Source organism: Ancylobacter vacuolatus (assembly GCF_030813595.1).
Lineage (GTDB): Bacteria > Pseudomonadota > Alphaproteobacteria > Rhizobiales > Xanthobacteraceae > Ancylobacter > Ancylobacter vacuolatus.
This window is the reverse complement of the sequence record NZ_JAUSUH010000010.1, coordinates 21093-44547: the sequence shown is the minus strand read 5'-3', so window position 1 is coordinate 44547 and position 23455 is coordinate 21093. Positions and strand designations below refer to the sequence as shown.

The 23455-nt window shown below is 68.1% G+C and carries 20 protein-coding genes and 1 tRNA gene; 9 read left to right on the top strand and 12 right to left on the bottom strand.

The annotated features are described in order from the left end of the window. The first annotated feature begins 113 nt into the window (after positions 1-113). Entirely contained in the window at positions 114-2552 is a 2439-nt protein-coding gene (gene lon / locus J2S76_RS18360; protein WP_307062779.1) for an endopeptidase La, read from the top strand. Positions 2553-3108: 556 nt separating this feature from the next. Continuing rightward, positions 3109-3387 carry an HU family DNA-binding protein gene (locus tag J2S76_RS18355; RefSeq protein WP_018386927.1) on the top strand — a complete coding sequence of 93 codons (279 nt, stop codon included), beginning with the start codon at positions 3109-3111 and terminating at the stop codon, positions 3385-3387. Between the two features lie 572 nt (positions 3388-3959). On the opposite strand, the gene J2S76_RS18350 is transcribed toward J2S76_RS18355, so the two are convergent. Together J2S76_RS18350 and J2S76_RS18345 are read right to left on the bottom strand one after the other, a co-directional pair. After that, positions 3960-4913 (bottom strand): sugar kinase, encoded by a 954-nt coding sequence (locus tag J2S76_RS18350; protein WP_370874789.1) that lies wholly within the window; start codon positions 4911-4913, stop codon positions 3960-3962. After that, positions 4892-5815: a GntR family transcriptional regulator gene (locus J2S76_RS18345; protein WP_307062775.1), complete on the bottom strand. Its 924-nt coding sequence runs from the start codon at positions 5813-5815 to the stop codon at positions 4892-4894. Before J2S76_RS18345 ends, J2S76_RS18350 begins: the two co-directional genes overlap by 22 nt. Positions 5816-5960: 145 nt before the next feature. Here J2S76_RS18345 and J2S76_RS18340 point away from each other — a divergent pair, with 145 nt between their 5' ends. Next, positions 5961-7088: a mannitol dehydrogenase family protein gene (locus J2S76_RS18340; RefSeq protein WP_307062773.1), complete on the top strand. Its 1128-nt coding sequence runs from the start codon at positions 5961-5963 to the stop codon at positions 7086-7088. 50 nt (positions 7089-7138) lie between these two features. Here the strand turns inward: J2S76_RS18340 and J2S76_RS18335 are convergent, their stop codons facing one another. The 10 genes from J2S76_RS18335 to J2S76_RS18290 all read right to left on the bottom strand — a co-directional run bounded on the left by J2S76_RS18335 (position 7139) and on the right by J2S76_RS18290 (position 17002). Next, a complete protein-coding gene (locus J2S76_RS18335) occupies positions 7139-8437 on the bottom strand; it encodes an L-fuconate dehydratase (RefSeq protein ID WP_307062771.1) in 1299 nt (432 codons plus the stop codon). A 27-nt stretch (positions 8438-8464) separates the two neighbouring features. After that, positions 8465-9310, bottom strand: coding sequence for a fumarylacetoacetate hydrolase family protein (locus J2S76_RS18330; protein ID WP_307062769.1), 846 nt, complete (start codon positions 9308-9310; stop codon positions 8465-8467). Positions 9311-9331: 21 nt separating this feature from the next. Next, positions 9332-10063 (bottom strand): SDR family oxidoreductase, encoded by a 732-nt coding sequence (locus J2S76_RS18325; RefSeq protein ID WP_307062767.1) that lies wholly within the window; start codon positions 10061-10063, stop codon positions 9332-9334. A 24-nt stretch (positions 10064-10087) separates the two neighbouring features. Next, a complete protein-coding gene (locus J2S76_RS18320) occupies positions 10088-10417 on the bottom strand; it encodes an L-rhamnose mutarotase (RefSeq protein WP_307062765.1) in 330 nt (109 codons plus the stop codon). Positions 10418-10446: 29 nt separating this feature from the next. After that, positions 10447-11457 carry a zinc-binding alcohol dehydrogenase family protein gene (locus J2S76_RS18315; RefSeq protein ID WP_307062763.1) on the bottom strand — a complete coding sequence of 337 codons (1011 nt, stop codon included), beginning with the start codon at positions 11455-11457 and terminating at the stop codon, positions 10447-10449. A 9-nt stretch (positions 11458-11466) separates the two neighbouring features. Further along, positions 11467-12306 carry an amidohydrolase family protein gene (locus tag J2S76_RS18310; protein WP_307062761.1) on the bottom strand — a complete coding sequence of 280 codons (840 nt, stop codon included), beginning with the start codon at positions 12304-12306 and terminating at the stop codon, positions 11467-11469. Between the two features lie 13 nt (positions 12307-12319). Continuing rightward, positions 12320-13324 carry an aldo/keto reductase gene (locus tag J2S76_RS18305; protein WP_307062759.1) on the bottom strand — a complete coding sequence of 335 codons (1005 nt, stop codon included), beginning with the start codon at positions 13322-13324 and terminating at the stop codon, positions 12320-12322. Between the two features lie 74 nt (positions 13325-13398). Continuing rightward, a complete protein-coding gene (locus J2S76_RS18300) occupies positions 13399-14352 on the bottom strand; it encodes an ABC transporter substrate-binding protein (protein ID WP_307062757.1) in 954 nt (317 codons plus the stop codon). Positions 14353-14393: 41 nt separating this feature from the next. Continuing rightward, entirely contained in the window at positions 14394-15425 is a 1032-nt protein-coding gene (locus J2S76_RS18295; protein WP_018386915.1) for an ABC transporter permease, read from the bottom strand. Positions 15426-15436: 11 nt separating this feature from the next. Further along, positions 15437-17002, bottom strand: coding sequence for a sugar ABC transporter ATP-binding protein (locus J2S76_RS18290; RefSeq protein ID WP_307062754.1), 1566 nt, complete (start codon positions 17000-17002; stop codon positions 15437-15439). Positions 17003-17235: 233 nt separating this feature from the next. On the opposite strand from J2S76_RS18290, the gene J2S76_RS18285 reads away from it, so the two are divergent. The 6 genes from J2S76_RS18285 to J2S76_RS18260 all read left to right on the top strand — a co-directional run bounded on the left by J2S76_RS18285 (position 17236) and on the right by J2S76_RS18260 (position 23377). After that, positions 17236-17931, top strand: coding sequence for a FadR/GntR family transcriptional regulator (locus J2S76_RS18285; RefSeq protein ID WP_018386913.1), 696 nt, complete (start codon positions 17236-17238; stop codon positions 17929-17931). A gap of 142 nt (positions 17932-18073) precedes the next feature. Further along, complete coding sequence (locus J2S76_RS18280) at positions 18074-19597, top strand: UxaA family hydrolase (RefSeq protein WP_307062752.1); 1524 nt, start codon at positions 18074-18076, stop codon at positions 19595-19597. 219 nt (positions 19598-19816) lie between these two features. Continuing rightward, positions 19817-19892 (top strand) — tRNA-Val (locus J2S76_RS18275). Between the two features lie 170 nt (positions 19893-20062). After that, positions 20063-21763 (top strand): methyl-accepting chemotaxis protein, encoded by a 1701-nt coding sequence (locus J2S76_RS18270; RefSeq protein WP_307062750.1) that lies wholly within the window; start codon positions 20063-20065, stop codon positions 21761-21763. A 181-nt stretch (positions 21764-21944) separates the two neighbouring features. Then, positions 21945-22616 (top strand): HAD-IA family hydrolase, encoded by a 672-nt coding sequence (locus J2S76_RS18265; RefSeq protein ID WP_307062748.1) that lies wholly within the window; start codon positions 21945-21947, stop codon positions 22614-22616. Then, positions 22613-23377, top strand: a complete 765-nt coding sequence (locus J2S76_RS18260) for an ATP12 family chaperone protein (protein WP_307062746.1) — start codon at positions 22613-22615, stop codon at positions 23375-23377. Before J2S76_RS18265 ends, J2S76_RS18260 begins: the two co-directional genes overlap by 4 nt. The last annotated feature ends 78 nt before the right edge of the window (positions 23378-23455 follow it).

Here is a 23455-nt window from a genome sequence, read left to right as displayed (position 1 = left end):
CAGCCCCCGCACAGAGATCAACGTTCGCGTTCCGGCCGCATTGCGGCACGGTGCCGCCCGACGACGCCTGTCGTCGGGACACGTCGCCTGCCGCCAACAGAAAGGAAAGAGCCATGACGAGCCCCAAGCCTCGCACCGCGCTCACCCCGGGAGTCCCTCAGACCTTCCCGGTCCTGCCGCTGCGCGACATCGTCGTTTTCCCGCACATGATCGTGCCCCTGTTCGTCGGCCGTGAGAAATCCATCCGCGCCCTCGAAGAGGTGATGCGCAACGACACCTTCATCCTGCTGGCGACGCAGGAGAACGCCTCCGACGACGACCCGGAGACCTCCTCCATCTACAAGATCGGCACGCTCGCCTCGGTGCTGCAGCTGCTCAAGCTGCCGGACGGCACGGTGAAGGTGCTGGTCGAGGGCATTTCGCGCGCCAAGGTCCGGCACTACACCGACCGCACCGACCTCTATGAGGCCGAGGCGGAGGCGCTGGAGGAGGAGCTTGGCTCCAAGGTCGAGGCCGAAGCGCTTGGCCGCTCGGTGCTGGCCGAGTTCGACAGCTATGTGAAGCTGAACAAGAAGGTCTCGCCCGAAGTCGTCGGCGTCGTCACCCAGATCGAGGAGCACTCGAAGCTGGCCGACACGGTGGCCTCGCATCTCGCGGTGAAGATCCCCGAGAAGCAGGCGGTGCTGGAAATCCTCAAGGTCACCACCCGCCTTGAGAAGGTGCTCTCGCTGATGGAGAGCGAAATCTCGGTCCTTCAGGTCGAGAAGCGCATCCGCACGCGCGTCAAGCGCCAGATGGAGAAGACCCAGCGCGAGTACTATCTCAACGAGCAGATGAAGGCGATCCAGAAGGAGCTGGGCGACGGCGAGGACGGCCGCGACGAGCTGGCCGAGCTGGAAGAGCGCATCAAGACCGTCAAGCTCTCCAAGGAAGCGCGCGAGAAGGCCACGCACGAGCTGAAGAAGCTGCGGCAGATGTCGCCCATGTCGGCGGAAGCCACCGTGGTGCGCAACTATCTCGACTGGATGCTGTCGATCCCGTGGAGCAACCGCAGCAAGGTCAAGAAGGACCTGCCCTTCGCCCAGAACGTGCTCGATACCGACCATTTCGGCCTCGACAAGGTCAAGGACCGCATCGTCGAATATCTCGCCGTGCAGAGCCGGCAGAACAAGCTGACCGGCCCGATCCTGTGCCTGGTCGGCCCGCCCGGCGTCGGCAAGACCTCGCTCGCCAAGTCCATCGCCAAGGCGACGGGCCGCGAATATGTGCGCGTGGCCCTTGGCGGCGTGCGCGACGAGGCGGAGATCCGCGGGCATCGCCGGACCTATATCGGCTCCATGCCCGGCAAGATCATCCAGTCGATGCGCAAGGCCAAGAAGTCGAACCCGCTGTTCCTGCTGGACGAGATCGACAAGATGGGCGCCGATTTCCGCGGCGACCCGTCCTCGGCCCTGCTGGAGGTGCTGGACCCCGAGCAGAACCACACCTTTGCCGATCACTATCTGGAGGTCGACTATGACCTCTCCAGCGTGATGTTCGTCACCACGGCCAACACGCTGAACATCCCGCCGGCCCTCCTGGACCGGATGGAGGTGATCCGCATCGCCGGCTACACCGAGGACGAGAAGGTCGAGATCGCCCGCCGCCATCTCATTCCGCAGACGCTGACCAAGCATGGTCTGCAGCTGAAGGAATGGTCGATCGACGACGAGGCGCTGCTGATGCTGGTGCGCCGCTACACGCGGGAAGCCGGCGTGCGCAACCTTGAGCGCGAGATTTCCAATCTCGCCCGCAAGGCGGTGAAGGACCTGATGCTGACTAAGAAGAAGTCGGTCAAGATCACGGTCCAGCAGCTGGAGGACTATCTCGGCGCGCCGAAATACCGCTATGGCGAGGCCGAGGACGAGGACCAGGTCGGCGTGGTCACGGGCCTGGCCTGGACCGAGGTCGGCGGTGAGATCCTCACCATCGAAGGCGTGATGATGCCCGGCAAGGGCAAGATGACCGTCACCGGCAATCTGCGCGACGTGATGAAGGAATCGATTTCGGCGGCGGCCTCCTATGTCCGCTCGCGCGCCCTCGATTTCGGCATCGAGCCGCCGCTGTTCGACCGGCGCGACATCCATGTCCACGTTCCCGAAGGGGCGACCCCGAAGGACGGGCCGTCGGCCGGCGTCGCCATGGCGACCGTGCTGACCTCGGTGCTGACCGGCATCCCGATCCGCCGCGACATCGCCATGACCGGCGAGATCACGCTGCGCGGCCGGGTGCTGCCGATCGGTGGCCTCAAGGAGAAGCTGCTGGCGGCCCTGCGGGCCGGCATCAAGAAGGTTCTGATCCCCGAGGAGAATGCCAAGGACCTGGCGGAAATCCCCGACAATGTGAAGAACGCGCTGGAGATCGTGCCGGTGTCGCGGATGGACGAGGTGCTGCAGCACGCGCTCATCCGCCAGCCGGAGGCGATCGTCTGGGAAGAGAAGGTGCTGGCGCCGACCACCGAGGTCGAGCCGGTGATCGCCCGCGACGAAATCGGCGGCCTTGCCGCCCACTAGAGCACGTTCCGGTCTGATTGCATCGCAATCAGACCGGTAAAACGTTCTCTATCAATAATTGAGAGACTGATTCACCGATCAGGTTGGTTCAACCTGATCGGATCAGGCTCCAGCGGGCGTTTCAGGACACGAACAGGAACGGCGGTGCCCGCGCGGGCGCCGCCGTTTTTGCATGTCGGGGGCGTGGCCGCGCACCGCCCGCGGGCAGCTTTCCGGGCTGACAGGACGGGGCTTTTCGCGCGAAGAGAGGGCTCCGGCGCGGGGCGGGCGGGGCGGTTTCTCTCCGATCGGGCGCTTCCGCCCCTCCGGGCGGCGCTCCCGTCCGGAGGGGCGCCCGGCGCGGAGGAAGAAAGGGTCGCATCCGCCTAAATTGCGGGCGGGCCGCATTGTCACAAAATGCGGTATCAAAATACACCCAAACCCTCTGAAGTCGTGTATTTGTGCGGGTTTCTAGCCGGGGGCGCTTGCAATCGCCGCATTTTGGGGAAAGTGTGCCCGCCCGTCGTCGGTGCATGCGATCGACGATTCTTGTGCAATCAAGGGAAGGACCGGTCAAATGACCACGAAGAACGAACTCGTCGCCGCCGTGGCCGAGCAGGCCAAGCTGACGAAGGCCGCTGCTGCGGCCGCGGTCGACGCGACCTTCGACGCTATTGCCGCCTCGCTGAAGGCCGGCGAAGAAGTCAAGCTGATCGGCTTCGGCAGCTTCTCCGTCGTGACCCGCGCCGCGCGCGAGGGCCGCAACCCGCGCACCGGCAACCCGGTCAAGATCGAGGCCTCCAAGGCCCCGAAGTTCACGCCCGGCAAGGGCCTGAAGGAAACCGTCAACGGTTGATCCTGACGCTGGGGCCGCGCCCCCCGTGCCGGAAGGCGCGGGGTGCGGCGCGGTGCCATCAGGGCAGGTTCGCCGGTAGCGTTACCGGCGGACCGGCGCCCTGGCCAAGAGAAGCCATGCACGCCGGCGGGGGCGTCGCGTGGTTTCGCGGCGGCAGATGCGCCGCTGCTTCATATCCCCTCGCGCCCGCCGCCTCGGTGCTGTCGCCGCCGAAAACAGGCCGGCGCCCGCCCTGCGGCGCTGCGGCCCGCGCGGCATGAAGCCCTCCCCACACAGAACATCCTGCCTGCCGCCCGCGCTTGCCGCTGTCTGTCGGGACGCAAAACCCGGCGATGAACGCCATCCGCGCGGTGAGCGCGGCTGGTTCGGCCTCTCCTTTGCGCCGGATCGACCCAGAACACGCCCGGGAGCGCCAGGGGCCTTCCCGAGGAAGCTCCGCTGCCGACCGGCGCCGCACGGCGCCACGGGGCCGCTGAGGGCGCCTCGGCGGCCCTCTTGCGCGCACTGATGCTTGCCCGATCCTTCGTGCCGGCCCCGGTCGCCGGCCGTGGCGCCGCTCTCGTGCGGGCGGCCTATGTCAGCCCCGAGCCAGTGCCAGCGCGCAGCTCCGCCATGTCGATGAGCGCCCCGCGACGGCCGATCACCCGCGCGGCCACGCGATGGGCGAAGCGGGCGGCGTCGGCGGGCGCCGCGCCGTCGAGGCGCGCGGCGATGTAGCCGGCATTGAAGCTGTCGCCCGCGCCGGTGGTATCCAGCGGGTCCACGACGGCGACGGGCGCGATGGTCTCGATCCGCTCGCCCACCAGCAGGGTGCAGGGATCGGCGCCGTTCTTGACCACGATCTCCTCGGCACCACAGCCGGTCAGCCGGCGCGCGGTCGCTTCCGGCGAGGTGTCGCCGAACAGGTCAGCCTCGTCGGGGAAGGTCGGCAGGGCGAGGGTCGCGACGCGATAGCCCGCATCGAGCGCGGCGCGGGCGGCGGCGCGATCCGGCCACAGATTGAGCCGGATATTGGCGTCGAACGCGATCATCGCTCCCCGGGCGCGCGCTTCGGCCAGCTGGTCCAGCAGCGTCTGGCGATGCGGCGGGGAGAGAATCGCCAAAGTGATGCCGGAAAAATAGATGCTGTCCGCATCCGCGAGCGCCTGCTGCAGCACGTCCGCGTCGGCGGCGAGCCGCCGCGCCGCCGACGTGTCGCGCCAATAGGAGAAGGAGCGCTCGCCGTTCTGCAGGGCGATCATGTAGAGGCCGACCGGACGGTCGGGCTCGCGCCCGATATGGCCGGTGTCGATGCCCGCATCGGCGATGAAGCGCACCATTTCCCCCGACGAGGCGTCCGCGCCGACCCGCGTCACATAACGCACGCCGACCCGCGCCGGATCGGTGAGCCCGCGCACACCCCAGGCGGTGTTGAGCGTGTCGCCGGCGAAGCCGCGTCGATAGAGCCCCTCGGCAGTGAGGGACATCTCGATCATGCATTCGCCGATGCTGGCAAATATCCTGGTCACACTACGGCTCCGGCACATGAGGGGGTGGTCGCGCGGGCTTCCAGCGAGCGGATGAGCGTGGCGCACGCGGTGCGCAGATGCTTCCGGCAGCTGGCGTCGATGGCGCGCGGGTCGCGGCTGCGCAGCGCGGCGATATAGTCGAGATGCTCCACCAGCGCGGTGGCGCTGCGCGGCTTGGCGTCGTCACGGTTCCAGCGATAGGTGTGGTGAAACAAGGTCGCGACGACGGTGTAGAAGTCCAGCACGAAGCGGTTGCGCGTGGTCTCATGAATGATGCGGTGCAGGCGCTCGTCGAGCTGGGGAAACAGCGCATGGTCCCGGTCGAGATGGGCGAGGATGTCGCGGTGCTCCTGCTCGATCGCCGCCAATTCGCGCCAGGCGGGCGCGCTGTCGGGCAGTTCCAGCAAGCTGCGCGTGGCCCGCAGCTCGAACATTTCCCGCACCTCGTACATTTCCCGCACGAAGTCGCCGGTGACGCCGCCGAACAGCCAGGAGCTGTTCGGCCGGCGTTCCAGCAGGCCGAAATGCTGGAAGCGGGCGAGACATTCGCGGATGGTGGTGGTCGAGGTGCCGAACTGGCGCGCCAGCTCGGCCGCGTTCAGCAACTGGCCGGGACTGAGATCGCCCGTGAGGATCCATTCCATGAAGCGGCGCTCGAACGTCGCGCCCGCCGACAGGGTCTGCGCGTCGGGAAAGTGATCGGCCGGTGTCGGGGCGCGGGCGAGCCGGCGCTGCCCGTCCCGGCGCTCGGTGATGCCGCGCTCCTGCAGCGCCGCCAGTATCGCGCGGACCGTGGTGCGGCTGACCTCCAGCGCGTGGGCGAGGTCGCTCTCCGAGGGCAGGGCGGCGCCGGGTGACAGGGCACCGAGGCGCTGGAGGCAGCGATTATAGCCGCTCTTGAAGACGGCATTGCCTTTCATGATGCCCCGCCCCGCCTCTGCACCCCCGGGTGAGCGGGCGGCCTGTTCTTTCTGTATTAAAAACACATTGACAGCCTGTGTCCAGCGTGGACAGCTGTGGCCGCAATTCTTCCAGTAAGTTGTTCGCACAAGGGATTCAGACGGCGTGAGCGTTCGTATCATCCAGTTCGGCACCAGCCGGTTCCTGCAGGCCCATGCCGATCTCTTCGTGCATGAGGCGCGCGAGGCGGGGCAGGATATCGGGCCGATCGCCATCGTGCAGGCCTCCGGCTCGGGCGACCGTGCCGGCCGGGTCGCGGCGTTCGGCCGGCCGGAAGGCTTTCCCGTGCGCCTTCGCGGCATCGTCGACGGCACGCCGTGCGAGCGCGAGGTGCAGGTGCGCTCGGTCGACCGGGGCCTGTCGGCGGTGGCCGACTGGGCGGCGATCAAGGCGCTGTTCGCGGGCGAGGCCCGGCTGGTGATCTCCAATATGGGCGATTCCGGCTATCGGGTGGCGCCGGAGGAGGCAACGCCCGCGCTGCTCGCCGGCGGGGTGCCGGCCTCCTTTCCGGCCAAGCTCACCGCGCTGCTGCACCATCGCTGGAGCGCCGGCGGCGGCCCGCTGACCGTGCTGCCCTGCGAGCTGATCAACCGCAATGGCGAGGTGCTGGCGGCCGAGGTGGGCCGGCTCGCGACTGCAAGCGGGGCGCCGCCGGCCTTCGCCGGCTGGATCGACCGCTCGGTGATCTTCGCCAATACGCTGGTCGATCGCATCGTCTCCGAGCCGATCGAGCCGGTCGGGGCCGTTGCCGAGCCCTATGCGCTGTGGGCGATCGAGCGCCGGCCGGGGCTGGAACTGCCCTTCACCCACCCCAGCGTGGTGCTGACCGACAACCTCGAACCGTTCGAGCGGCTGAAGCTGCATATTCTCAATCTCGGCCACACCGTGCTGGCCGAGATCTGGGCGGAGGAGGGGCGCCCGGCCGGCGAGACCGTGCGGGAAATCCTCGCCGATGCCGCCGTCTCCGCCCGGCTCGCGACGCTCTATGCCGGGGAGGTGGTGCCGGGTTTTTGCGCGCGCGGCATGGCGGATGAAGCCCGCGCCTATGTCGGCGTCACGCTCGACCGCTTCCGCAACCCGTTCCTCGACCACCGCATCGCCGACATCGCGCAGAACCATGGCGTGAAGATCGAGCGCCGCATCGGCGCGTTTGTTCAGTGGATCGCCGGCCAGCCCGGCGCGCCGGCGACGCCTGTGCTCGCGGACATCCTCGCCCGCCACGCGGCCGGCTGAGGCACACACGGGCGCCGCCTGCGCGCCGCCCGTGTCCTATCGGCCCGCGCTCAGGCGGCCGGCCGGGTTTCCGCCGACACATAAGCGAAGGCGGAAAGCGTTTCCGGCTTCATTTCGATGGAGAATCCCGGCTGGCGGGGCGGCATGTAGGCGGCATTCTCGATCACGCACGGGTCGAGGAAATGCTCGTGCAGATGGTCGACATATTCGATCACCCGGCCGTCCTTGGTGCCGGAGACGGCGACATAGTCGATCATCGACAGATGCTGCACATATTCGCACAGGCCGACGCCGCCGGCATGCGGCCAGACCGGCAGGCCGTATTTCGCCGCCACCAGCAGCACCGCCAGCACCTCGTTCAGCCCGCCCATGCGGCAGGAATCGATCTGCACCACATCGATCGCGCCCTCGGCGATGAACTGCTTGAACATGATGCGGTTCTGGCACATCTCGCCGGTCGCCACCTTCACCGGCGCGATGGCCGCGCGGATCTTGCGGTGCCCGGCGATGTCGTCGGGGCTGGTCGGTTCCTCGATGAAGAAGGGCTTGGCGAAGGCGAGCGCGCGCACCCAGTCGATCGCCTGGCCGACCTCCCACACCTGGTTGGCGTCGATCATCAGATAGCGGTCCGGCCCGATCACCTCGCGGGCGATGGTGAGGCGGCGGATGTCGTCGTCGAGATCGCGCCCGACCTTCATCTTCACATGGTTGAAGCCGGCCTCGATCGCCTCCTGGCAGAGGCGCCGCAGCTTGGCGTCGTCATAGCCGAGCCAGCCGGCCGAGGTGGTGTAGCAGGCATAGCCCTCGCGCTCGAGGAGGGCGATGCGCTCGGCCTTGCCGGCCTCGGCCCGGCGCAGGATGGCGAGCGCGTCGTCGCGGTCGAGCACGTCGGTGAGGTAGCGGTAGTCGACGATGTCGGCGATCGCCTCGGGGGGGAGATCGGCGACGAGGCGCCAGACCGGCTTGCCGGCCTGCTTGGCGAGAAGGTCCCAGAAGGCGTTGACCACCGCGCCGGTGGCGAGGTGCATCGCGCCCTTTTCCGGGCCGATCCAGCGCAGCTGGCTGTCGCTGGTGAGGTGCCGCCAGAAGGCGCCGGGGGCGGCGCGCACCACGTCGAGATCCGTGCCGACCACGAGGTGGCGCATGGCGAGGATCGCCATGCAGCAGATGTCGTTGCCGCGCCCGATGGTGAAGGTGAGCCCGTGCCCCTTCAGCGCCGGCTCGTCGGTGTCGAGGATGACATAGGCGGCCGAATAGTCGGGATCGGGGTTCATCGCGTCCGATCCGTCGAGCGCGTGCGAGGTGGGAAAGCGCAGGTCGATGACCCGCATATCGGTGATCTTCACCATGGTAGGCCTCCCGGCGCGGAGCCGCGATCAGATGTCGGAAACGAAAATCTGCCTCTGCGTGCCCAGCCCCTCAATGCCGAGTTCGACGACGTCGCCGGCCTTGAGGTAGCGTGGCGGCTTGAAGCCGAGGCCGACGCCGGGCGGGGTTCCCGTTGAGATGATGTCGCCGGGGTGGAGGCTCATGAACTGGCTGAGATAGGAGACGAGATAGGCGGCGCCGAACACCATGGTCCGGGTCGAGCCGTTCTGCAGCGTCTCGCCATTCACCGTCAGCCACATGGCGAGGTTCTGCGGATCGGGAATCTCGTCCCGCGTCACCAGCCACGGGCCGATCGGGCCGAAGCCGTCGCAGGATTTGCCCTTGGTCCACTGGCCGGCGCGCTCCAGCTGAAATTCACGTTCCGACACGTCGTTGCAGATGCAGTAGCCGGCGACATAATCGAGCGCGTCGGCTTCGCTGACATATTTCGCCGTCCGGCCGATGATGATGGCCAGCTCCACCTCCCAGTCGGTCTTGCTGGCGCCGCGCGGGATCGGCACATCGTCATGCGGGCCTGAGATCGCCGAGGTCGCCTTCATGAACACCACCGGCTCGGGCGGCACCGCCATGCCGGATTCGGCGGCATGGTCGGAGAAATTGAGGCCGATGCAGACGAACTTGCCGGTTCCGCTCACGCAGGGGCCGAGGCGGGTTCCCTCCGCGACCAGAGGCAGCGTCGCCGGGTCGAGCGCGGCGAGATCGGCCAGCACGGCGGGCGCCAGCGCGGCGCCGGCAATGTCCGCGAGATGGGCGGAGAGATCGCGGATGCGGCCCTGCGCGTCGATCAGGCCGGGCTTTTCCCGGCCGGCAAGGCCGTGGCGTACCAGTTTCATTCTGTCGTCCTCACATGCGGATCAGAGCGACCAGCCGCCATCAATGGCGAAGGCCTGGCCGGTGGTGTAGGTGGCGCCGGCCAGATGCACGGCGAGATCGGCGATTTCCTCCGGCGTGCCGATGCGCCCGATCGGCTGGCGGGCGATGAAGGCCGCGCGCGCCGCCTCATAGTCCCCCTGCGCCCGCAGCCGGTCCTGCAGCGAGGGGCTTTCCACCGTGCCGGGGCAGATGGCGTTGCAGCGTATGTTGTGGCCGACATAATCGGCCGCCACCGACTTGGTGAGCCCGATCACCGCCGCCTTGGTGACGCTGTAGGCGAAGCGGTTCGGCACGCCCTTCAGCGAGGACGCCACCGACGACATGTTGATGATGGCGCCGTCGCGCCGGGCGATCATGCCGGGCAGGACGGCACGGATGGTGCGCACCATCGACTTCACGTTGAGATCGAACGCGAAATCGAGATCGCCCTCCTTCATGTCGAGAATGCTGCCGGGATGCACCACACCGGCGCAGTTGAACAGCACGTCCACCGGGCCGATGCCGGCGATGAAATCGGCGACGGCGGCCTCATCAAGCACGTCCAGCCGGGCGGTGGTGAGAAGCGGTGAGGGCGGCAGTTCCGCCAGCAGCGCCGCGTTGATGTCGGTGGCAATGACCCGCGCGCCGGCGGCGAGAAAGCCGAGCGCGCTGGCGCGGCCGATGCCCTGCGCGCTCGCGGTGACGAGGACGGTCCTGCCCTCAAGAGTGGCCATGGCCAGTTTTCCTTTGCTGATGGTTCAGTCGAGGTGGAACACTTCTTCCATCGACGCCCACCATTCGCCCTCCTTGCGGGTGGCGAGCGGGCGCTGGCAGGGGATGGTCAGGCTCCACCATTCCTGATTCGTCGGATCCGCGGCGATCTTCGCCATGTCGGCGGCGAAATCGCTGCCGTGATATTCCCAGGTGCCGAACAGGATGTTCTCAGGCTCACGCAGGAAGATGGTGTAGTTGCGGATGTTGCTGGCGGTGAGCAGCGCCAGCACCTGCGGCCACACCGCCGCGTGCAGTTCCCTGTAGCGTTCCACACTATGCGGCTCGAGGCCGATCATCATTCCCATGCGTTGCATGCTGTCCTCCCGCTCACGCGCCCTCCCGCTCACGCCACTTCGATCAGTGCCTTGACCACGCCCGCGCTGGGTTCGGCGAGGGTGGCGAATTTTTCCGGCACCTCGGACAGGCGCAGGCGATGGGTGATGAGCGCGTCCGGCACCTCGCCGGCGCGGATCGCCGCCATCACCCGCTCGAAGTCGGCCACCGTCGCGTTGCGGCTGCCGAGCAGCGAGGTCTCGCGCTTGTGGAATTCCGGATCGGAGAAGGTGATGTCGCTGGCGACGATCGACACCAGCACATAGGTGCCGCCATGGCCGACGAAGCCGAAGCCGCGCTCGATCGCCTTGGGGCTGCCGGTGGCGTCGAACACCGCGTCGAAGAAGTCGCCATCGGTGAGCCGTGCGAGTTCCTCCGCATCGCCCGGCCCGAGCAGGACGGTCGCCGCGACGCCGAGATGGGCCCGGGCGAAGGCCAGCCGGTCCTCGCGCCCGTCGATGAGCGTGACCTTTGCCCCGGCGCTGCGGGCGAAGAGGGCGACGGCGGCGCCGATCGGCCCGGCGCCGGCGATCAGCACGCTGTCGCCCGGGCCGGTGCCCGCCCGCGCCACCGCATGGGCGCCGATGGCGAGGAATTCCACCATCGCCGCCTGGTCGAGGCTGAGACCTTCGGCCTTCAGCACGAAGGGTTCCGGCAGGCAGATGAACTCGGCCATGCCGCCGTCGCGGTGCACGCCGAGCACGCCGAGGTTGCGGCAGCAATTGGTCTTTCCCTTGCGGCAGGCGCTGCACTGGCCGCAGGAGATGTAGGGAATGACCGAGACGACATCGCCGGGCGCCAGCCGGCTGCCAATGGGCGCTTCCTCCACCGTCGCGGCCAGTTCATGCCCCATCACGCGGGGATAGGAGAGATAGGGCTGCTTGCCGGCGAAGATGTGCAGGTCGGTACCGCAGACGCCGATGCGGCGCAGCCGGAGAAGGACCTCGCCCTCGCCGCGCACCGGTTTCTCGCGTTCGATGGCCGACAGCTTGCCGGGCGCGTCGCAGATGATCGTCAGCATGGTCGTCTCTCAGTTCGCGGCGGCGAGAGTGTCGCCGTCCAGGCGGTAGAAGCGGGCCGCATTGGCGCCGAACACGGCGTCGTGGTGGTCGGCCGGCACGATGTCGCGGCACAGCGCGAGCCAGCCGGCATAGTCGCCGGCGAGGCGCAGCACCGGCCAGTCGCTGCCGAAGATCAGCCGCGCGGGGCCGAACAGGTCGAGCAGCGTCTCGCCATAGGGGCGCACCGCGGCCGGGCCGCGCCCGTCGGCCTCGGTGAGCAGGCCGGACAGCTTGCACCAGACATTGGGCAGAGCCGCGAGGGCGGCGAGATCGGCCCGCCAGCGCGAGATCCGCCCCTCGCCGATCAGCGGCTTGGCGCCATGGTCGATGACGATTCTGAGCTCGGGATGGCGCGCGGCGAAGGCGAAGAGCGGGCGCAGATGGCGCGGCAGCACCAGCGCGTCGAAGGCGAGATCATGCGCGACCATCGCGCCGACCGCCGGCGCCAGCGCCGGATCCGTGATCCAGTCGTCGGCGGCGATGTCCTGCAGCATGGCGCGCAGGCCCTTCAGCCGGGGATGGGCGGCGAGCCGGGCAATGGCGCCTTCCGCATCGGGCGCCTTCATGTCGGTCCAGCCCACCACCGCCCTGATGAAGGGATGGCGCGCCGCGAGGTCGAGCATATAGGCGGTGTCGGCCGTGCGCTCCATGGTCTGGACGAGGACCGTGCCCTCGATGCCGGCGGCGGCGAGCAGCGGCGCGAGATCCTCCGGGCCGAAGTCACGATAGATCGGCGCGAGATCGGGCGGGGGCCACTGGCCGCCCCGGTCGGCGATGCGCCAGAAATGCTGATGGGCGTCGATACGCATGACCGCTCCCCCCTCAGCCTGGCACCGGAGCGCTGTCGGCGATGAGGCCGCGCTCCTTCAGCCGGGTCCAGAAGGCGGAGGGCACCGCCGCCTCGAACCGCTCGACATTGTCGCGCACCTGCGCCGCGTTGCGGGCGCCGGAGACGACGGTGAGCGCGGCGGGGTGGGCGAGGGGAAAGTGCAGCGCGGCGGTCTGGAGATTCACTCCCTCCGCCGCGCAGGCCGCGCGCAGCGCCTCGACGCGGGCGACGATGTCGGCCGGGGCGTCGCCATAGTTGAACTTGGCGCTGCCGGCGAGAATGCCGGAATTGAACGGGCCGGCGACGACGATGCCGATGCCGCGCGCCGCGCAGGAATCCATGAAGGCGAGGCTCTGCTGCTCCAGCAGCGTGTAGCGGCCGGCCAGCATGCAGATGTCGAGATCGGCGACCTCGATCGCCGCCGCGATGACCTCGAACTCGTTGACGCCGAGGCCGAAGGCCTTGATCGCGCCCTGCTCGCGCAGCCGGGTCAGCGCGCGGAAGCCGCCGCCCTCGGTGAGCTGGCCCCAGTACTGCGCGTGGCGCGCGCCATGGGTGAAGCGGCCGATGTCGTGCACATAGAGAATGTCGGGCGAGAGAATCCCGAGGCGGGACTGGCTGGCCTCGAAGGAGCGCATTATGCCGTCATGGGTGTAGTCATAGACCGGGCGGAAGGGCAGGGGCTCGGCGAAGCCGTCCTCCTCCACGCCGACGCTCGGGTCCGGGGTCATCACCCGGCCGACCTTGGTGGAGACGGTGTAGTCCGCGCGCGGCCGTTCGGTCAGCATCGTGCCGAGGCGCAGTTCGGAGCGGGTGTAGCCATAGAAGGGGGCGGTGTCGAAGGTGCGGATGCCCGCGTCCCAGGCGGCCTCAAACGCGCCGGCGGCCTCGGCATAGGGGGTGACGCGGTAGAGGTTGCCCATCTGCGCGCAGCCAAGGCCCATCCCTGTCAGGGACACGCCGCTGCGGGCATGAATGCGCCGATCGCCGACCTTCATGATGATGCGGATCCGTTCTGGGGAAAGGCGGGACGCGGCACGGATCCGCGTCCCGTGAGGCGGGGAGGAAGGGCTCAGTAGAGGACGTTCTTGGCTTCCGGCTGGTCGATATTGGCCTTGGTCACCACCACAGCGCCGGTGTCGACGAACTTCTCGACCTTCTCCTTCTTGATCAGCTTGGAGACGGTCTGCACGCCGAGTTCGCCCATCTGGAACGAGCCCTGCACGATGATCGCGGCCAGCGTGCCATCCTTGACGAATTCCTGCAGGTCCTGATTGCCGTCGAAGCCGACGGCGACGATCTTGCCGGACTTGCCGGCCTGCTTGATGGCGCGGGCCATGCCGATCGCGGTCGGCTCATTGGCGCCGAAAATGCCCTTGAGGTCGGGATTGGCGGCGAGCACGTCGGTGGTCTGGTTCAGCGCCGTCGCCATCTGCGACTGCGAATAGAACGGGCCGACGATTTCCAGCTTGGAATGCGCCTTGATGTAGTCGGTGAAGCCACCCACGCGGCCGATCTCGGAACCGGCGCCGGCGACATAGGACATGACGGCGATCTTGCCCTCGGTGCCGACCTTGTCGATCAGCGCCTGCGCCGCCAGCTCGCCCGCCTTGCGGTTATCGGTGGCGAGGTAGGACTGGTAATATTGCTCGGCACCCTTCGCGAGCAGGGAGTCGATGATGACCACCGGAATGCGGGCTTCCCACGCCTTCTTGACGGCGGGGACCAGCGCGTCCGGATCGGACGGGGCGAGCACAATGCCGGCGACGCCGCGATTGACGGCGTTCTCCACCATGTTCACCTCGTCGGCGATGGCGGATTCCGAGGCCGGGCCCTGGAAGGTCAGCGTGTTGCCGCCGCCCGCCTGCTTGAGCGCGGCGTCGGCGCCCTTCTGCACATTCTGCCAGAAGGTGGAGTTGACGGTCTTGACGATGACGGCGATTTCGCCGGCCTGCGCGGTGGACTGGGCGGCGACGCCGCCGAACAGAACCGCAGAGGCGAGCAGGGCTGTGACGATTTTCTTCATGGTTTCCTCCTGGTAGATGGCGCCGCCTCGCGGTCGCCGGCTTATTTTCGATTGCGCAGCTGGTCGATCCACACCGTGAGCAGGATCACCAGGCCGATGATGATCTGCTGGGTGAAGGCGGAGACGCCGTTCATGTTCAGCCCGTTGCGCAGGATGCCGATCACGAACGAGCCGATGAAGGTGCCGGAAATGGTGCCCACGCCGCCGATCAGCGACGTGCCGCCGATGACGGCGCTGGCGATGGCGTCGAGCTCGTACATCACGCCCTCATTGGGCTGGGCGGTGACGAGGCGGGACATCAGCACGCAGCCGGTGAGGCCGGCGAGCGCGCCGGAGAGCACATAGGTGAAGCGGGTGACGCCGGCGACATCGACGCCCGACAGGCGCGCGGCCTCGCTGTTGGAGCCCACCGCATAGATGTGCCGGCCGAGCACCGAGCGGTTGAGCATCAGCGAGACGGCGACGGCGATCACCGCCATCAGGATCACCGGGTAGGGGATGCCGGGGAAGACCACGGTGGGAAAGCCGTCATCGGCAATGGTGACGACGCGGAACAACGCGCCATTGCCGAGCACGCCGAAGGATTCGCCCAGCCCCGAGATCGCCCGGGCCCCGGTGATCTGCAGCGCCACGCCGCGCGCGATCAGCATCATGCCGAGCGTGGCGATGAAGGGCGGCAGCCGCAGGCGGGTGACGAGTATGCCGTTGACGAGGCCACAGAAGGCGCCGGTGAGGATGCCGAACATCATCGCGAAGGGCACCGGCATGCCGAGTTCCTTCACCGCCAGTGCGGCGATGACGCCCGAGAGCGCCAGCACCGAGCCGACCGAGAGATCGATGCCGCCGGTGATGATGACGCAGGTCGCGCCGATGCCGAGCAGGGCGATGGAGGTCACCTGCAGGGCGATGGTCATGCCGTTATTGACGGTGAAGAAGGCGCCGCTGCTCAGCGAAAACACCACGATCAGCACGAGAAGGCTGCCCAGCGCGGCGAATTTCTGGACGATGTCCTTCTGCCGGTCGGTCAGGCCGCCACGGGCGGGCGCGGGTGGGGTGGTCACGGTCATCGTCATTCCCTGCTCCGTCAGCCGCGGCCGGCCGGTCGTCCGTAACCGGACGCGAAGTGCATGATTTCCTCCTGGGAGGTGGCGGCGGTTTCCAGCACGCCGGCGATGCGGCCGTGGTGGAACACGGCGACCCGGTCGGTCATTCCCAGTATTTCCGGCAACTCGGAGCTGATGAGGATGACCCCGATCCCCTTCGCCGCCAGTTCGTCCATGATCTGGTAGATCGCGAACTTGGCGCCGACATCGATGCCGCGCGTCGGCTCGTCGAAGATCAGCACTCGCGACTGGCGGAACAGCCATTTGCCGATGATGATCTTCTGCTGGTTGCCGCCCGACAGCAGGCGCACCGGCTGGTCGGGGGAGGGGGTCTTGATGCTGAGCAGGTCGATATATTCCTTCGCGACCTCTGCATGCCGGGTGAAGTCGATCACGCCGAAGCGGTTCGACACCGCCTCCATGTTCGCCAGCGTCATGTTGGCGTCGACCGGCATCTTGACGGCGAGGCCCTGCGCCTTGCGGTCCTCGGAGAGATAGGCGAGGCCGGCTTTGATGGCGTCGCGCGGCGAGCGGATGTCGAGCACCCGCCCTTCCAGCGAGACCGTGCCGGCGTCGAGCGTGTCGGCGCCGAAGATGGCGCGCGCCACCTCGGTGCGTCCCGCCCCCATCAGCCCGGCAAAGCCGAGGATTTCACCGCGATAGAGATCGAAGTCGATGTCCTGGAACACGCGGTGGCGGGTCAGGCCACGCGCCGAGAGGATGACGTCGGTGGTCGGGCGGGCGCGGCGCTCGGGGAATTTCTCCTCCAGCGAGCGGCCGACCATGCGGGCGACGATGGCGTCGACGCTGGTGGCGGCGAAATCGTCGGTGGCGATGTAGCGCCCGTCGCGCAGCACGGTGACGCGGTCGACGATCTCCGCCATCTCGTCGAGACGGTGCGAGATGTAGACGATGCCGACGCCCGAGGCCCGCAGATCGTGGATGACCTTGAACAGCAGGCGCGTCTCCTGCTCGGTGAGCGAGGAGGTGGGCTCGTCCATGATGAGCACCTGCGCGTCGAGCGACAGCGCCTTGGCGATTTCCACCATCTGGCATTGCGCGACCGAGAGTTCGCGCACCAGCCGGTCGGGATCGATGGCCACGCCGAGCCGGTCGAGGCAGGCCTTGGCGTTCGCCCGTAGCGCCTTGCGGTCGACGAAGAAGCCGCGCCGGGGCTCGCGGGCAAGATAGATGTTCTCTGCCACCGAGAGGTGGGGGATGAGGTTGAGTTCCTGGTGGATGATGGCGATGCCGACCGCTTCCGCTTCCAGCGGCGAGGCGAAGCTGCAGGGCTGGCCCTTGTAGACGAGGCGTCCCGAGGTCGGGGCGTAGACGCCGCTGATGATCTTCATCAGGGTCGACTTGCCGGCGCCGTTCTCGCCGCAGACCGCATGCACCTCGCCGCGCCGCAGATTGAAGTGGACCCCCTGCAGCGCCTTAACGCCCGGGAATTCCTTGCAGATATTCTCCAGCGACAGCAGCGTCTCGCCCGCCGCCCGTATGGGCGGCGCGTCGATCCGACCGTCGGCGATCACGCCGCTCGGCATGGCATTCCTCCCGGCCGCCTGAGGCGACATGCGTCCGCTGTGCGGATCTCATTGTCCGTTGGTTGCTACCTGTCTTTATGGTGCCATTCCGTTCAAAGTGGTCAAGCCAATTTTTCAGATTGAAGCGTCAAATCGTACAACCTGAAGAAATATCGCTATTTTCCAATAAGATGAATGCCCTTGGCCGAAAGGCGTATCCGGGATATGGTAAGGCCAAATCAAGAGTGTGACGGATGAACATCAATCGGACCTCGGAGCGGCGGCTTTACCAGCAGGTCGCCGATCAGATTCGCGGCTTGATCCAGAAAGGCCATTTCGAGGTGGGCAGCCGCCTGCCGGCGGAGCGTGACCTGGCGCAGCAGCTGGGCGTGTCGCGCCCCTCCCTGCGCGAGGCGCTGATCGCGCTCGAAATCGACGGCACGGTCGAGATCCGCATGGGGTCCGGCATCTATGTCGCCGCCGCCGTCGAGCGGCGCACGCTCTCGCAGGCGGCGACGGGCGAGAGCGCGGTGGAGCTGATGGAAGCGCGGGCGACGGTGGAGGCGGCGGTGATTGGCCTGGCCGGCGCGCGCTTCACGCCGGCGACGCTGCGGGGGCTGCGGATGACGCTGGAGGCGATGCGGGCCGATATCGAGGAGGGGCGCAAGCCGCTGGGGCATGACCGGCAGTTCCACCTCGCCATCGCCGCGCAGTCCGGCAACAGCGTGATCGTCCGGCTGGTGGGCGAGCTGTTTGACGAACGCCACAGCCCGATCTCGTCGCAGTTCCGCGCGCGCTTCGACACGCCGGCCACCTGGCGCCATGCGCTGGCCGAGCATGAGGCCATTCTCGCGGCGCTGGAGGCGCGCGACGTGCCGCTCGCCCAGATGCGGATGCATGCCCATCTCGAAGAATCGAAGCGCCGCTGGATCGAGAGCGAGCCGCGCTGAGGCGCGCGGGCCTCCGGTCGGCAAGAAGCAGATTGACAGCGCCCGCCTTGCGCTGTCGTTTATACATAAAAGACATTCGCCGTCGGCCCGCCTTCGCCCAGGCGTGGCGTGCGCCGGGCGGCGGGCTTGAGGTTCGGACCCGATGACCACACCGCGCACGCTGCGTCTCAACGCCACCGACAACATCCTTGTCGCCCTCGACAGCCTGCCCACCGGCACGGCCCTCGCCGAGGGGGTCGTGGCGACGCGCCATGTGCCGAAGGGGCACAAGATCGCCACCCGCCCGATTGCCGCCGGCGAGGCGATCCGCAAATTCGGCCAGGTGATCGGCTTCGCCGCCAGCGACATCGCCCCCGGCGACTGGGTGCATGAACACAATGTGCGGCTGCAGGATTTCGAGCGCGACTATGCCTTCGCCTCCGAGGCGACGCCGCAGGAAGGGCTGCGGCCCGGCGAGGCGCCCGCCAGCTTCGAGGGCTTCCGCCGCGCCGACGGGCGGGTCGGCACCCGCAACTATATCGGCATCCTCTCCTCGGTGAACTGCTCGGCGACGGTGGCCGATTTCATCGCCGAGGCGGTGACGCGCTCCGGCATGCTCGACGACTACCCCAATGTCGACGGCGTGGTCGCCTTCACCCATGGCACGGGCTGCGGCATGGGCGCCAAGGGCGAGGAGTTCGACATTCTCGCCCGCACCCAATGGGGCTATGCGAGCCATCCCAATTTCGCCGCCGTGCTGCTGATCGGCCTCGGCTGCGAGGTGTTCCAGATCCCGCGCCTCAAGCGGGAATACGGCCTGGTCGAAGGCCCGCATTTCCAGAGCCTGACGATCCAGGACATCGGCGGCACCCGCAAGTCGATCGAGGCCGGGGTAGAGAAGATCCGCGCCATGCTGCCCGCCGCCAACGCCGTCTCCCGCGAGAGCGTGCCGGCGAGCGAACTCGTGCTGGCGCTGCAGTGCGGAGGCTCGGACGGCTATTCCGGCCTCACCGCCAACCCGGCGCTGGGGGCGGCGGTGGACCTGCTCGTCCGCCAGGGCGGCACGGCCATCCTGTCGGAAACGCCGGAGATTTTCGGCGCCGAGCACCTGCTCACCCGCCGCGCCGAGAGCGAGGCGGTGGGGCGCCGGATCGTCGATCTCATCGAGTGGTGGACCGACTATGCCGCCCGTTCGGGGGGCGAGCTCAACAATAATCCCTCGCCGGGCAACAAGGCGGGCGGACTGACCACCATATTGGAGAAGTCGCTCGGCGCGGTCGCCAAGGGCGGCACCTCGACGCTGCGCGGGGTCTATCGCTACGCCGAGCGCATCGACCGCCGCGGCTTCGTCTACATGGACACGCCCGGTTATGATCCCGTCGCCGCCACCGGGCAGGTGGCGGGCGGGGCGAACATGCTGTGCTTCACCACCGGGCGCGGCTCGGCCTATGGCTGCAAGCCGACGCCCTCGATCAAGCTCGCCACCAATTCCGAGCTGTTCGCCCGGATGGAAGAGGACATGGACCTGAATTGCGGCGATGTGCTCGACGGCGTGAGCATCGAGGAGAAGGGCCGGGAGATTTTCCAGCTGGTGCTCGACATCGCCTCCGGCCGGCGCTCCAAGTCGGAGTTGCTGGGCTATGGCCGCAACGAGTTCGTGCCCTGGCAGATCGGCGCGGTGATGTGACCGCCGCGAACCGGATGCGGCCGCGCGCGGTGTCGCCGGGGCGGGTGGCGGCGTTCCCCGATCCTTACCGGCCGGGATATTCGATCACAGAGGTTTACGCTGCCGCCGAGCCGCTTTATATGGCGGCACGTCGCGAGGCTCTGGAAAAGCGGGCCGGCGTCCTTTGCCGGACACCGCCTGATGACACAGACGCGGCACGGTTGTCGGCCTGAACAGGTCGGGCGGTTAGCTCAGTTGGTAGAGCATCTCGTTTACACCGAGAGGGTCGGCGGTTCGAGCCCGTCACCGCCCACCATCATCCGAAGGCCGGCCCTGCGCGGCGCCGGCGGTACGCCTGATCTTCGTGCGAAAGATCCGAACAGCTTCGCGCAAGGCCGCCATTCCATGGTGCGCCGTCATGTCTCCGAAGCGACCACGCATGGGCGGGTTCTCACCGGGGCATGTTGGCCAGTCCGTGGAGCACCCATGTCATTCAAGAATATGCCGCTAATCGGCAAAATCTCTGCCCTGCTGCTGCTGCTTGCCGTGTTCTCGGCCGGCGGTATCCTTCTCGCTGGCATGAAAATGCAGGAGATCAGCTCGGAATACCGCGCCGCCCTGCTGGGACCGGCCAAGGCGACCGTCCTGATGGCGCGGGCGAACCGCTTCGTCGTCAATTTCAACCAGGGTGTCTACGAGTCGCTGTCGTCGCTGGACGATGAGTCGAACCAGGCCGCCATCAAGGTGCAGAAGGACGCCGTGGCGGGCTTTCACGACCGCATGGCGGAGGTCGTCACGGCCGACCCCGAAATCGCTGACCAGGTGAAGCAGCTGGTGGGGAATTTCGATAACTTCGTCGGCGCGCAGTGCGGCGATATCGTCGCCCGTGCCAATGCCTCGACCTCGGCCGCGGAAAACACCAAGACGGTGGCGGAGTGGAATGCGCGCTGCATGCCGCTCTCCAATGCGGTGGTTACTGAAATTTCGAAAGAGGTGAACACCCGCACCGCCGACATCGCCGCGCTTGCCGACACGCTGCGTGACGCCGCCGATTCCACCGTGACGATGGTCTATGGCCTGATGGCTGGCGGCCTTGTGCTGGTGTTCCTCCTCGCCTTCCTGGCGACCCGCTACGGCATCGTGGCGCCGCTGGAGCGTCTGCGGGCGGTCTTCGACAACCTCGCCCAGGGCGTGCTCGCCGTCACGGTGGACGGCACCGAGCGCAAGGACGAGATCGGCGGCATGGCCCGTTCGGCCGACGTGCTGCGCGCCGCGCTTGTCGAAGCCGAGAAGGCTCGCGAGGAGGCCCGGCTGTCGGAGATTCGCGGTGCCGAGCGGGTGACCGCCCAGCGCCATGCCATCGCCGATGAGTTCGAATCGAAGATGGGCGCTCTCTCCAATGCGCTGGCCAACTCTTCCGGCGAAGTCTCCGAGGCGGCGCGCAATCTTGCCGCCAGCGCCGAGGAAACCTCCCGGCAGGCGGCGGCGGTGGGCAGTGCCGCCTCCAATGCCTCGGGCAGCGTGCAGACCGTGGCGGCCGCGACGGAGGAGATGACGTCCTCGATCCGCGAGATCGGCATTCAGGTCAGCGGCGCCGCCGCGCGGGCGGTGACCGGGGCGGATGCGGTGAACCGCACCGCCGACGAGATCCGCGAACTCTCCGACGCGGCCAGCAAGATCGGCGAAGTCGTCAACCTGATCACCGACATTGCCGCCCAGACCAACCTGCTCGCGCTCAACGCCACCATCGAGGCGGCGCGCGCGGGCGACGCGGGCCGGGGCTTCGCGGTGGTCGCGCAGGAGGTCAAGCAGCTCGCCGAGCAGACCGCCGGCGCCACCAAGGAGATCGGTCTCAAGGTCGCCGATATCCAGCAGGCGACCGGGCGCACCGTGGGCTCGATCGAGCACATCGTCGCCACCATCGCGCAGATCCGCGACGCGACGACGATGATCGCCGGTTCGGTGGAGGAGCAGAGCGCCGCCACCCAGGAGATCGCGGTCAACACCAACCAGGCCGCGACCGGCACGGGGCTGGTGAGCGAGAACATCGTCGGGGTCGGCCGTGCGGCCGAAATGACCGGCGCGGCCTCCGCCCAGCTGACCTCGCTCTCCGGTTCGCTGGCGCATCAGGCCGGCGATCTCAAGCAGCAGGTGGCGGAACTCGTGCGCAGCCTGCGCGCGGCCTGATCCGCCGCACCCGACCGACCGTGCCGCGCGCCGCACCCCTGCGGCGCGCGGTTCGCGTTGTCGGGGGCGCCTGCGGCCGCCGGGGTTGACATCGCCGGCCGCATCCTCGACTTCGACGGCTCTCCCGCGCCGCCGTGCCCTCCCGCGCGCCGCGCGCCTTCCGCCGCGCCAGGGTGTGCCGATGAAACTGGTTCTGTTCGATTGCGACGGCACGCTGGTGGACAGCCAGCACGTCATCGTCGCCGCCATGGGCCGCGCCTTCGCCCGCGCCGAACTTCCCCTGCCGCCGCGCGAGGCGGTGCTGGGCATTGTCGGCCTCTCGCTGGTCGAGGCGATGCAGAAGCTCGGCGAGGACGACCCGCGCTTTCCCGCCGCGCGGCTGGCCGATCTCTACCGCGAGGCCTTCCGCGAATTGCGCACCGAGCCGGATTTCAGCGAGCCGATGTTTCCCGGCATGCGCGGGCTGATCGACACGCTGTCGGCTCGCGACGACCTGCTGCTCGGCATCGCCACCGGCAAGTCGCAGCGCGGGGTTGCGGCGGTGCTCGGCCATCATGGGCTGGAAGGGCGCTTCGTCACCATCCAGACGGCCGATGATGCCCCCTCCAAGCCGCACCCGGCCATGGTGCACCAGGCGATGGCGGCGACGGGCGTGGCGGCGCTGGACACGGTGCTGATCGGCGACACCAGCTTCGACATGGTGATGGCCCGCGCCGCCGGCGCCCGCGCCATCGGCGTCAGCTGGGGCTATCACGCGCCGGAGCTGTTGCGGCAATCCGGCGCGCAAGGGCTGGTCGGCGATGCCGACGAGCTGCTGCGGGCGATCGACACTCTCTGGGAGACGGTGGCGTGAACGAGAAGACCCCCGACGCCCCTCAGCCCCCCGCGCGGCCCGGCTTCACCGAGCGCACGCCGCTGCCCAAGCGCTTCTACAAAGAGGCGCGCGCGGCGGCGACGGAGGGCGGGCTGTTCCGCATCGAGCTGGACGGGCGTCCGGTGCGCACCCCGGGGCGCAACCTCGTCGCGGTGGCGAGCGCGCCTTTGGCGGAGGCGCTGGCGCAGGAATGGCAGGCGCAGGGCGAATCCATCGACCCCGTGACCATGCCGATGACCCGGCTGGCCAATTCCGCCATCGATGGCGTCGCTTCGGCGATGGAGGAGGTGGGCGCCGAGATCGTGCGCTATGCCGGCAGCGACCTGCTCTGCTACCGGGTCGACACGCCGGCGGCGCTGGTGGCGCTGCACACGGAGCTGTGGGACCCGCTGCTTGCCTGGGCGCGCGAGCGCTTCGGCGCCACCTTCATACTGAGCGAGGGCGTGGTGCATGTCGCCCAGCCGCCGCGCACGCTGGAGCTTCTGGCCGCCGCGCTGCCGGACGATCCGCTGCGGCTGGCGGCGCTGAACCTGATGACGACCCTGAGCGGCTCGGCGCTTCTCGCGCTCGCCGTGGCGCATGGCCGCCTCTCCCCGGAAGAGGCGTGGCGCGCCGCCCATGCCGATGAAGAGGTGCAGGAACAGCTCTGGGGCACCGATGCCGAGGCGCTGGTGCGCCGCGCCACGCGCTTTCGCGACTTCGAGGCGGCGGCGCGGGCCTACGCCCTGCTGGAGGGCTGAGGCGCCGCTTTGAGCACATCCGGTGAAAGCCGGTTCACCGGATGTGCTCTAGGTTTTTGTTTTTACGCATTTTCTTCA

What these genes read in the sequence shown, in the direction of transcription:
- lon (WP_307062779.1), top strand. Translation starts at nt 114, where the DNA reads ATGACGAGCCCCAAGCCTCGCACCGCGCTCACCCCGGGAGTCCCTCAG.
- J2S76_RS18355 (WP_018386927.1), top strand. Translation starts at nt 3,109, where the DNA reads ATGACCACGAAGAACGAACTCGTCGCCGCCGTGGCCGAGCAGGCCAAG.
- J2S76_RS18350 (WP_370874789.1), bottom strand. Translation starts at nt 4,913, where the DNA reads ATGTGCCGGAGCCGTAGTGTGACCAGGATATTTGCCAGCATCGGCGAA.
- J2S76_RS18345 (WP_307062775.1), bottom strand. Translation starts at nt 5,815, where the DNA reads ATGAAAGGCAATGCCGTCTTCAAGAGCGGCTATAATCGCTGCCTCCAG.
- J2S76_RS18335 (WP_307062771.1), bottom strand. Translation starts at nt 8,437, where the DNA reads ATGGTGAAGATCACCGATATGCGGGTCATCGACCTGCGCTTTCCCACC.
- J2S76_RS18330 (WP_307062769.1), bottom strand. Translation starts at nt 9,310, where the DNA reads ATGAAACTGGTACGCCACGGCCTTGCCGGCCGGGAAAAGCCCGGCCTG.
- J2S76_RS18325 (WP_307062767.1), bottom strand. Translation starts at nt 10,063, where the DNA reads ATGGCCACTCTTGAGGGCAGGACCGTCCTCGTCACCGCGAGCGCGCAG.
- J2S76_RS18320 (WP_307062765.1), bottom strand. Translation starts at nt 10,417, where the DNA reads ATGCAACGCATGGGAATGATGATCGGCCTCGAGCCGCATAGTGTGGAA.
- J2S76_RS18315 (WP_307062763.1), bottom strand. Translation starts at nt 11,457, where the DNA reads ATGCTGACGATCATCTGCGACGCGCCCGGCAAGCTGTCGGCCATCGAA.
- J2S76_RS18310 (WP_307062761.1), bottom strand. Translation starts at nt 12,306, where the DNA reads ATGCGTATCGACGCCCATCAGCATTTCTGGCGCATCGCCGACCGGGGC.
- J2S76_RS18305 (WP_307062759.1), bottom strand. Translation starts at nt 13,324, where the DNA reads ATGAAGGTCGGCGATCGGCGCATTCATGCCCGCAGCGGCGTGTCCCTG.
- J2S76_RS18300 (WP_307062757.1), bottom strand. Translation starts at nt 14,352, where the DNA reads ATGAAGAAAATCGTCACAGCCCTGCTCGCCTCTGCGGTTCTGTTCGGC.
- J2S76_RS18295 (WP_018386915.1), bottom strand. Translation starts at nt 15,425, where the DNA reads ATGACGATGACCGTGACCACCCCACCCGCGCCCGCCCGTGGCGGCCTG.
- J2S76_RS18290 (WP_307062754.1), bottom strand. Translation starts at nt 17,002, where the DNA reads ATGCCGAGCGGCGTGATCGCCGACGGTCGGATCGACGCGCCGCCCATA.
- J2S76_RS18285 (WP_018386913.1), top strand. Translation starts at nt 17,236, where the DNA reads ATGAACATCAATCGGACCTCGGAGCGGCGGCTTTACCAGCAGGTCGCC.
- J2S76_RS18280 (WP_307062752.1), top strand. Translation starts at nt 18,074, where the DNA reads ATGACCACACCGCGCACGCTGCGTCTCAACGCCACCGACAACATCCTT.
- J2S76_RS18270 (WP_307062750.1), top strand. Translation starts at nt 20,063, where the DNA reads ATGTCATTCAAGAATATGCCGCTAATCGGCAAAATCTCTGCCCTGCTG.
- J2S76_RS18265 (WP_307062748.1), top strand. Translation starts at nt 21,945, where the DNA reads ATGAAACTGGTTCTGTTCGATTGCGACGGCACGCTGGTGGACAGCCAG.